This window comes from Streptomyces antioxidans (genome assembly GCF_000968685.2).
Taxonomy (GTDB): Bacteria; Actinomycetota; Actinomycetes; order Streptomycetales; family Streptomycetaceae; genus Streptomyces; species Streptomyces antioxidans.
Window position 1 is genome coordinate 1 of record NZ_LAKD02000271.1, and the last position, 666, is coordinate 666.

At 70.1% G+C, this 666-nt stretch carries 1 protein-coding gene; it reads left to right on the forward strand.

Annotated features, from left to right (window positions below):
- The coding region (locus VT50_RS38115; protein ID WP_143645420.1) for an acyltransferase domain-containing protein at positions 1–666 on the forward strand (666 nt) is incomplete at both ends.

The window sequence follows — 666 nt, forward strand, 5'->3', positions numbered from 1 at the left end:
GTAAGACCCGGCGCCTAAAGGTGAGCCACGCCTTCCACTCGCCGCGCATGGACGCGATGCTCGATGACTTCCGGCGTGTCGTGGAACGCCTGTCGTTCGCGCCGCCCTCCATCGACCTCGTCTCCAATGTCACCGGCAAGGTGGCGGACGCGGAGGTGTGCTCGCCGGAGTACTGGGTGCGGCACGTCCGTGCGGCCGTGCGGTTCGCGGACGGTGTGCGGGCGCTCGAAGCCCAGGGCGTGACCACCTTCCTCGAGGTGGGCCCAGACGGTGTGCTCGCGGCGATGACGCAGGACTGCCTGGCGGAATGGGCCGAGCCCGACGCGGCGCCCGTGGTCGTGCCGGTGCTGCGCAAGGGCCGCCCGGAGGCAGTGGCCCTGACCATGGCGCTGGCGCGGCTGCATGTGCACGGGTCCGTCGTCGACTGGCAGTCGGCGTTCCACGGCCTCGAGACCACCAGGGTCGATCTGCCGACCTACCCGTTCCAGCGGCAGCGCTACTGGATCGAGAAGTCCGCCGACACGGCCGGAATCGACGCCGGTATCCGCGACGAGGTGGACGCGTGGTTCTGGCAGGCCGTGGAGCGCGAGGATCTTGAATCGCTCGCGAGGACGCTTGACGTCGATGATGAGGCGACGCTGGGCGCGGTGCTGCCCGCGCTGTCGG